Genomic DNA, 6,511 nt, shown 5'->3' with positions numbered 1-6,511 from the left:
GGACGTCGGCGGAGTACGCCTCGGCGGCGGTGCGCTGCTCGGTGGTCTCGCGCTCGGCGAGCTCGCGCAGTTCGGTGGTCTCGCGCTCGGCGAGCTCGCGCAGTTCGGCGCTCTCCCGCTCGGCGAGGGCCCGCAGCTCGGTCGCCGTCTGCTCGGCCTGCTCGTGGGCGGCCTGGGCGGCGGCCAGCTGCTCGGCGGTCTCCTCGCGTTCGCGGCGCAGCCCGGCGGCGGCCTCCTCGTGCTCGCGCCGGCTCTCCTCCCGCAGCGCGTTCGCGGCGGCCTCGGCCTCGCTGCGGGTACGGGCGGCCTCGGCGTCGGCCTCGGTGCGGACGCGCTCGGCGTCGGCCACCGCGGCGTCCCGGACGGCGTTCGCCTCGGCCTGCGCCTCGGCGCTGAGGGCGGTCGCGGCGGCGTTCGCCTCGGCCCGGACCCGCTGGTCGAACTCGGTCGCGTCCCGGCGGAGTTCGGCGGTCTCGCGCTCGGCGGCCGCACGGTTCTCGGCGGCCGCGGCCTTGGCGGCGGCGAGGGCGTCCTGGCCCTGCTGCTCGGCGGCGGTGGTGGTCTTCTCGGCCTCGGTGCGGGCCCGGGCGAGGGTCTGCTCGGCCCGGCCCTGGGTCTCGGCGGCCTGTTCCTGGGCCTGCGCGCGCAGCCGCTCGATCTCCCCGGCGGCGCCCGCGCGCAGCTCGTCGGCGTCGGCCTTGGCCCTGGTGAGCAGTTCCTCGGCGTTCTTCGCCGACTCCTCGATCTGCACGACGGCCTGGCGGCGGGCCTCGCCGCGCACCCGGTCGGCCTCGGCGGCGGCCTGGGCGCGCAGCTCCTCGGCCTCGGCCCGCAGCCGGGCCGCCTCGTCCTGCATCTGCTCGATCCGCTCGCGGATCGCGGCGGCGTCGTCGAGCGCGGCGTTCTGGGCCTGCTCGACTGCGGCCTGGGCCTGCTCGCGCAGGCGCTGTGCCTCGGCGGCGGCCTCGGTGCGGATCCGCTCGGCCTCGGTGGCGGCCTCGGTGCGGGCGGTCTCGGCGTCCTGGTCGGCCTGGCCGAGCACCTCCTCGGCGGTCTTGGCGGCCTTGGCGAGGTGGACGGTGGCTTCCTTGGCGCCGGCCGCCCGGCCCTCCTCCTCGGCCGCGTGGCGCAGCCGCTGGGCCTCGGCCTCGGCGTGGGCGCGGAGTTCGGCGACCTCCCGGTCGGCCTGGGCGCGCAGTTCGGCGATCGCGGCCTCGGCCTCGGCGCGCAGCTCGCCGGCCACCGATTCGGCGGTGGCCCGCAGCCGTTCGCTCTCCTCGGCGGCGGCGGCCTTGGCGGCCTCCGCCTCGGCCTGCTTGGTGGTGGCCTCGGCGCGGATCGCCTCGGCCTCCTTGGTGGCGTGGGCGACCATCCGGGCGACCTCGGCACGGGCGGTCTGCGAGCGCTGCTCGTTGGCGGCCTCGCCGTCGGCGGCCTTGCGTTCGGCGGCGGCCTCGGCGTCGGCCTGGAGCTGTTCGGCGGCCTGTTCGGCCTGGGCCCGCAGCTCGGCGGACTCGCGGCGGGTGCGTTCGGCCTCGGCGATCGCCTCGGCGCGTAGCCGCTCTATCTCGGCCTGGGCGTGGGCGAGCTGCTGCTCGGCCCGGATCTGCTCGGCGGAGGCCTGTTCCTTGAGCCGGCCGATCTCGGCCTTCGCGACGGCGAGCTGCTGCTCGGCGGCGGCGTGCGCGGCGGCCAGCTGCTGCTGGGCCTCGCCGCGGGCGGCGTCCACGTCGGCGGCGGCCTGGGCGCCGGCCTGCTGGGCGTGCTCGGAGGCGGCGCGCAGCAGGCGCTCGGCGTCGCTCTGGGCCCGCTGGAGGGCGGCCTCGGCGGCGGCCTGGGCCTCGCCGCGGGCGGCGTCGACGTCGGCGGCGGTCTGGGCGCGGGCCTGGTCGGAGAGCGCGACGGCCTCCGCGCGGGCGGCGGCGACCATGCGCTCGGCCTCGGCGCGGGCGTCCTGGAGCAGGCGCTGGGCCTCCTGCTCGGAGCCGGTCCTGGTCTGCTCGGCCCAGCCGTTGACGTGCTGCTCGGCGGTGCGGCGCAGCTCGGTGAGCTCGTCCTCCAGCTGGCGGCGGCGGGCGGTGAGCTCGGCCTCCAGCCGGGCGGTGCGCTCGGCGGCCTCGGCCATGATCCGCTGGGTGGCGGCCTGGGAGTCGCGCAGCTGGCGCTCGGCGTCGGCGCGCAGCTGCTGGGCCTGCATCTCGGCAGTGCGGAGCATCTGCTCGGCCTGGCCGGAGACGGCGTCGAAGGCGCGCGGCTGGGCGAGCATGCGGCGGGACTCGTGCAGCTTGGCCCGGAGCACCTCCACCTGGTAGGCGAGGTCCTCGGCATGCTCGACTGCCTTGTCCCGCTCCTTTCGAGTCCGACCCATCTCGGCCTCGAACTGGGAGAGGTGATCGTCAACCTCGTAGCGGTCGTTGCCCCGCACTCCGCGGTCCCATCCATCTCCTGGTCGCGTCCTCGACCCGGCCGGTCCAGGGCACCCGTTGTCCGGGTACTGGTCCGACTGGCTCCTTGCATCCGCAGCCGGTGGACGGCCCGCCGGTCAAGCCGGGGCCGCCCGCCGCGGTCGTCGGAGCCCTGGGCGTGGAAGCGCGGTGATGCCGCGTTCCCCCGTCCGGGTGGACTCCTGGGCGAACTCTTGCCTTGTGGAGAATGGTGACAGATCAGTGTTGCGACTGTTCAGCCGTGCCCGCGTTGTGGACTCCCCTGCGACGGGCCGGCCACCGCTGGGCGGACGGGCCTGTCATCGGCCGTGCCCGTCGCCTCCGTCCCCCGGAGCCTTCGCGCACCTGGGCATTGTAGTGGGAGCGCACCGCGGGGGAATGGCCGCGTGGTGGTTTTCCGGCTGTCGGACGAGGTTACTGACGGGTCATGACCGACGATTCGGGGGTGCCGCCCGGTCGTGGACGGCACCTGGCGGGGGTCAGTGGGCGTCGTGGACGCCCGGTTCGGCGGAGGTGACCAGCTCGGTCAGGACGCCGCCGCAGTCCTTGGGGTGCAGGAAGGTGATCCGCGAACCCATCGAGCCGATCCGGGGCTCGTCGTAGAGGACCCGCACGCCCTTGGCCCGAACGGCCTCGGCGTCGCCGTCCACGTCGGCGGTGCCGAAGGCGATGTGGTGCACGCCCTCGCCGTTCTTCTCCAGCCACTTGGCGACGGTCGAGTCGGGCCGGGTGGGCTCCAGCAGTTGGAGGTAGGAGGCGCCGCCGTCGCCGGTGTCGTTGATCTTGAGCATGGCCTCGCGGACGCCCTGCTCCTCGTTGACCTCGGTGTGGAACACCTCGAAGCCGTAGGTGGCGCGGTAGAACTCGACCGTCTTGTCGAGGTCGCGGCAGGCGATGCCGATGTGGTCGATACGGGTCAGCACGGCGACCTCCGGGGGCGGGTTGGGTACCTCGGGAACCAGGTGGCACCAGTGCAGCGCATCGCCGCTGACCGGCGCCAGCGCCGGACGTGCGAGTCTGCTCACACGCCGGGGGTCCACCCGGGCCGCACACCGGGGGCAGACGCCGGGGTTCACCCGGGCCGCGTTGACACGGTGTTGACTGGAAGGTGCCAGTGCGCTCGATCACACCGTCGCTCCGGTGACGGGCGGGTAACGGGTCAGTACATTGAGCGCATCCTCACCTGGCCACGACGTGCGAAGGGGCTCGTCCCATGACCAACACCACCTCTGTGATCGTTGCCGGTGCGCGGACCCCGATGGGTCGCCTGCTCGGTTCCCTCAAGGGCTTCTCCGGTGCCGACCTCGGCGGCTTCGCGATCAAGGCCGCGCTGGAGCGGGCCGGCATCACGGGTGAGCAGGTCCAGTACGTGATCATGGGCCAGGTGCTGCAGGCCGGCGCCGGCCAGATCCCGGCCCGCCAGGCCGCCGTCCGGGCCGGCATCCCGATGAGCGTCCCGGCGCTCACCATCAACAAGGTCTGCCTCTCCGGCCTGGACGCCATCGCGCTGGCCGACCAGCTGATCCGGGCCGGCGAGTTCGACGTCGTGGTGGCCGGCGGCCAGGAGTCGATGACCAACGCCCCGCACCTGCTGCCGAAGTCCCGCGAGGGCTACAAGTACGGCGCGATCGGGATGCTCGACTCGATGGCCCACGACGGCCTCACCGACGCCTACGAGAACATCCCGATGGGCGAGTCGACCGAGAAGCACAACACCCGGCTGGGCATCGCCCGCGAGGTGCAGGACGAGATCGCCGCGGCCTCCCACCAGCGGGCCGCCAAGGCGCAGGCCGACGGCGTCTTCGACGCCGAGATCACCCCGGTCGCGATCCCGCAGCGCAAGGGCGAGCCGGTGCTGTTCGGCCAGGACGAGGGCATCCGCGCGGACACCACCGTCGAGGGCCTGGCCAAGCTGCGTCCGGCGTTCGCCAAGGACGGCACGATCACGGCCGGCACCTCCTCGCAGATCTCCGACGGCGCCGCCGCGGTGGTCGTGATGAGCAAGGCCAAGGCCGAGGAGCTGGGTCTGAGCTGGATCGCCGAGATCGGCGCGCACGGCAACGTGGCGGGCCCGGACAACTCGCTGCAGTCGCAGCCGTCCAACGCGATCAAGCACGCGCTGGCCAAGGAGGGCCTGGAGGTCTCCGACCTCGACCTGATCGAGATCAACGAGGCGTTCGCGGCCGTCGCCCACCAGTCGACCAAGGACCTGGGCGTCTCCTCGGACATCGTCAACGTCAACGGCGGCGCGATCGCGCTCGGCCACCCGATCGGGATGTCCGGTGCCCGCGTGGTGCTGCACCTGGCGCTGGAGCTCCAGCGGCGCGGCGGCGGGGTCGGCGCGGCCGCGCTGTGCGGCGGCGGCGGCCAGGGCGACGCCCTGATCGTGCGCGTCCCCAAGGACGCCAGCCCGAAGGCCTGATCAGCTGACATGCCTTCGGGGCTGCGGACCGCCATGAGCGGCGCCGCGGCCCCGAAGGCATCCGCGCGAGGAGCTCCCGATGATCGATGTCGCCACGCTGGTCGAACAGGCCCGGGCGGGCCGGCCGCGGGCGGTCGCCCGGCTGATCACGCTGGTCGAGAACGCCGCCCCGCAACTGCGCGAGGCGATGGCCGCGCTCGCGCCGTACACCGGGCAGGCCTACACGGTGGGCCTGACCGGCTCGCCCGGGGTCGGCAAGTCCACCTCCACCTCGGCGCTGGTCTCCGCCTACCGGCGGCTCGGCAAGCGGGTCGGGGTGCTGGCCGTCGACCCGTCCTCGCCGTTCTCCGGCGGTGCGCTGCTCGGCGACCGGGTCCGGATGCAGGACCACGCCACCGACCCCGAGGTGTTCATCCGCTCGATGGCCACCCGCGGCCACCTCGGCGGGCTGTCCTGGACGGCGCCGCAGGCCCTGCGGGTGCTGGACGCGGCCGGCTGCGACGTGATCCTGGTCGAGACCGTCGGGGTGGGCCAGTCCGAGGTGGAGATCGCCGCGCAGGCCGACACCACCGTGGTGCTGCTCGCCCCCGGCATGGGCGACGGCATCCAGGCCGCCAAGGCCGGGATCCTGGAGATCGGCGACGTCTTCGTGGTCAACAAGGCCGACCGGGACGGCGCCGACGCCACCGCGCGCGAGCTCAACCACATGCTCGGCCTCGGCGAGGCCCGCGGGGCGGGGGACTGGCGCCCGCCGATCGTCAAGACCGTCGCCGCCCGCGGCGAGGGCGTCGACGAGCTGGTCGAGGCGCTGGAGAAGCACCGCGCCTGGCTGGAGGAGCACGGCGAACTGGCGGCGCGCCGCCGCCGTCGGGCCTCCGACGAGATCGAGGCCATCGCGCTGGCCGAACTGCGCACCCGGATCGGCGACCTGCGCGGGGACCGCCACCTGGCTGGCCTGGCCGAGCGGGTGGTGGCGGGCGAACTGGACCCGTACGGCGCGGCCGACGAACTCGTGGCCGGCCTCACCCGGGGCTGAGGACGGCGCGGGGCCGGCCCCCGGTGGGGCCGGCCCCGGTGTGCTGGGGGGCGGCGCGTCAGGCGCGGCCGCGCAGGCCGCGGAGGTGTTCGGCGACCGGGGCGAGGGCCTCGTACATGGCGTCGAGCTGCTCCTGGGTGAAGCGGTCGATGAAGTGGGCCCGGACGCTGCGCACGTGGTCGGGGGCGACCCGCTGCATGGTCTCCCAGCCGTGCTCGGTGAGGTGGGCGTAGAGGCCGCGGCGGTCGCCGGGACACTCCTGGCGCAGCACCAGGCCGGCGTTCTCCATCCGGGTGATCTGGTGCGAGAGCCGGCTCTTGGACTGGAGGGTGGCGGTGGCGAGGTCGGTCATCCGCATCCGGCGGTCGGGGGCCTCGGAGAGCACCACCAGGATCTCGTAGTCGTTGATCGCCAGGTTGTGCGGCTGGAGTTCACGGCTGAGCTGGTACTCCAGCAGCTTGGCGACCTCCAGATGGGCGCGCCACATCCGCTGCTCCCTGGCGGTCAGCCAGGGAGTCTCCTCCTCGGGCTGCGACGGAGGGGTGTCCGCAGTGTTGATCGTGTGCGTATCCATGGGCTCAGCATACCCTATTTAGTTCAATCTTGTAC

At 74.3% G+C, this 6,511-nt stretch carries 4 protein-coding genes and 1 pseudogene; 2 read left to right on the top strand and 3 right to left on the bottom strand.

What is annotated here, in order from left to right; translation table 11 throughout:
- Both ACIO9K_RS18855 and mce read right to left on the bottom strand, forming a co-directional pair.
- Nucleotides 1–2,425: pseudogene (locus ACIO9K_RS18855) on the bottom strand (hypothetical protein); the annotation flags it as partial.
- Between the two features lie 498 nt (nt 2,426–2,923).
- A complete protein-coding gene (gene mce, locus ACIO9K_RS18850) occupies nt 2,924–3,367 on the bottom strand; it encodes a methylmalonyl-CoA epimerase (RefSeq protein ID WP_363582154.1) in 444 nt (147 codons plus the stop codon).
- A 290-nt stretch (nt 3,368–3,657) separates the two neighbouring features.
- Here mce and ACIO9K_RS18845 point away from each other — a divergent pair, with 290 nt between their 5' ends.
- Nucleotides 3,658–4,866 (top strand): acetyl-CoA C-acetyltransferase, encoded by a 1,209-nt coding sequence (locus tag ACIO9K_RS18845; RefSeq protein WP_363582026.1) that lies wholly within the window; start codon nt 3,658–3,660, stop codon nt 4,864–4,866.
- Nucleotides 4,867–4,945: 79 nt separating this feature from the next.
- Complete coding sequence (meaB, locus tag ACIO9K_RS18840) at nt 4,946–5,902, top strand: methylmalonyl Co-A mutase-associated GTPase MeaB (RefSeq protein ID WP_363371930.1); 957 nt, start codon at nt 4,946–4,948, stop codon at nt 5,900–5,902.
- 58 nt (nt 5,903–5,960) lie between these two features.
- Here meaB and ACIO9K_RS18835 read toward each other — a convergent pair whose 3' ends face one another.
- Nucleotides 5,961–6,476: a MarR family transcriptional regulator gene (locus ACIO9K_RS18835; protein ID WP_350879579.1), complete on the bottom strand. Its 516-nt coding sequence runs from the start codon at nt 6,474–6,476 to the stop codon at nt 5,961–5,963.
- Between the last annotated feature and the right edge of the window lie 35 nt (nt 6,477–6,511).

Source organism: Kitasatospora sp. NPDC087271, assembly GCF_044744605.1.
In the GTDB taxonomy this organism is placed as follows: Bacteria; Actinomycetota; Actinomycetes; order Streptomycetales; family Streptomycetaceae; genus Kitasatospora.
This window is presented reverse-complemented; position numbering and strand designations above follow the sequence as displayed.

What these genes read in the sequence shown, in the direction of transcription:
- ACIO9K_RS18845 (WP_363582026.1), top strand. Translation starts at nt 3,658, where the DNA reads ATGACCAACACCACCTCTGTGATCGTTGCCGGTGCGCGGACCCCGATG.
- meaB (WP_363371930.1), top strand. Translation starts at nt 4,946, where the DNA reads ATGATCGATGTCGCCACGCTGGTCGAACAGGCCCGGGCGGGCCGGCCG.
- ACIO9K_RS18835 (WP_350879579.1), bottom strand. Translation starts at nt 6,476, where the DNA reads ATGGATACGCACACGATCAACACTGCGGACACCCCTCCGTCGCAGCCC.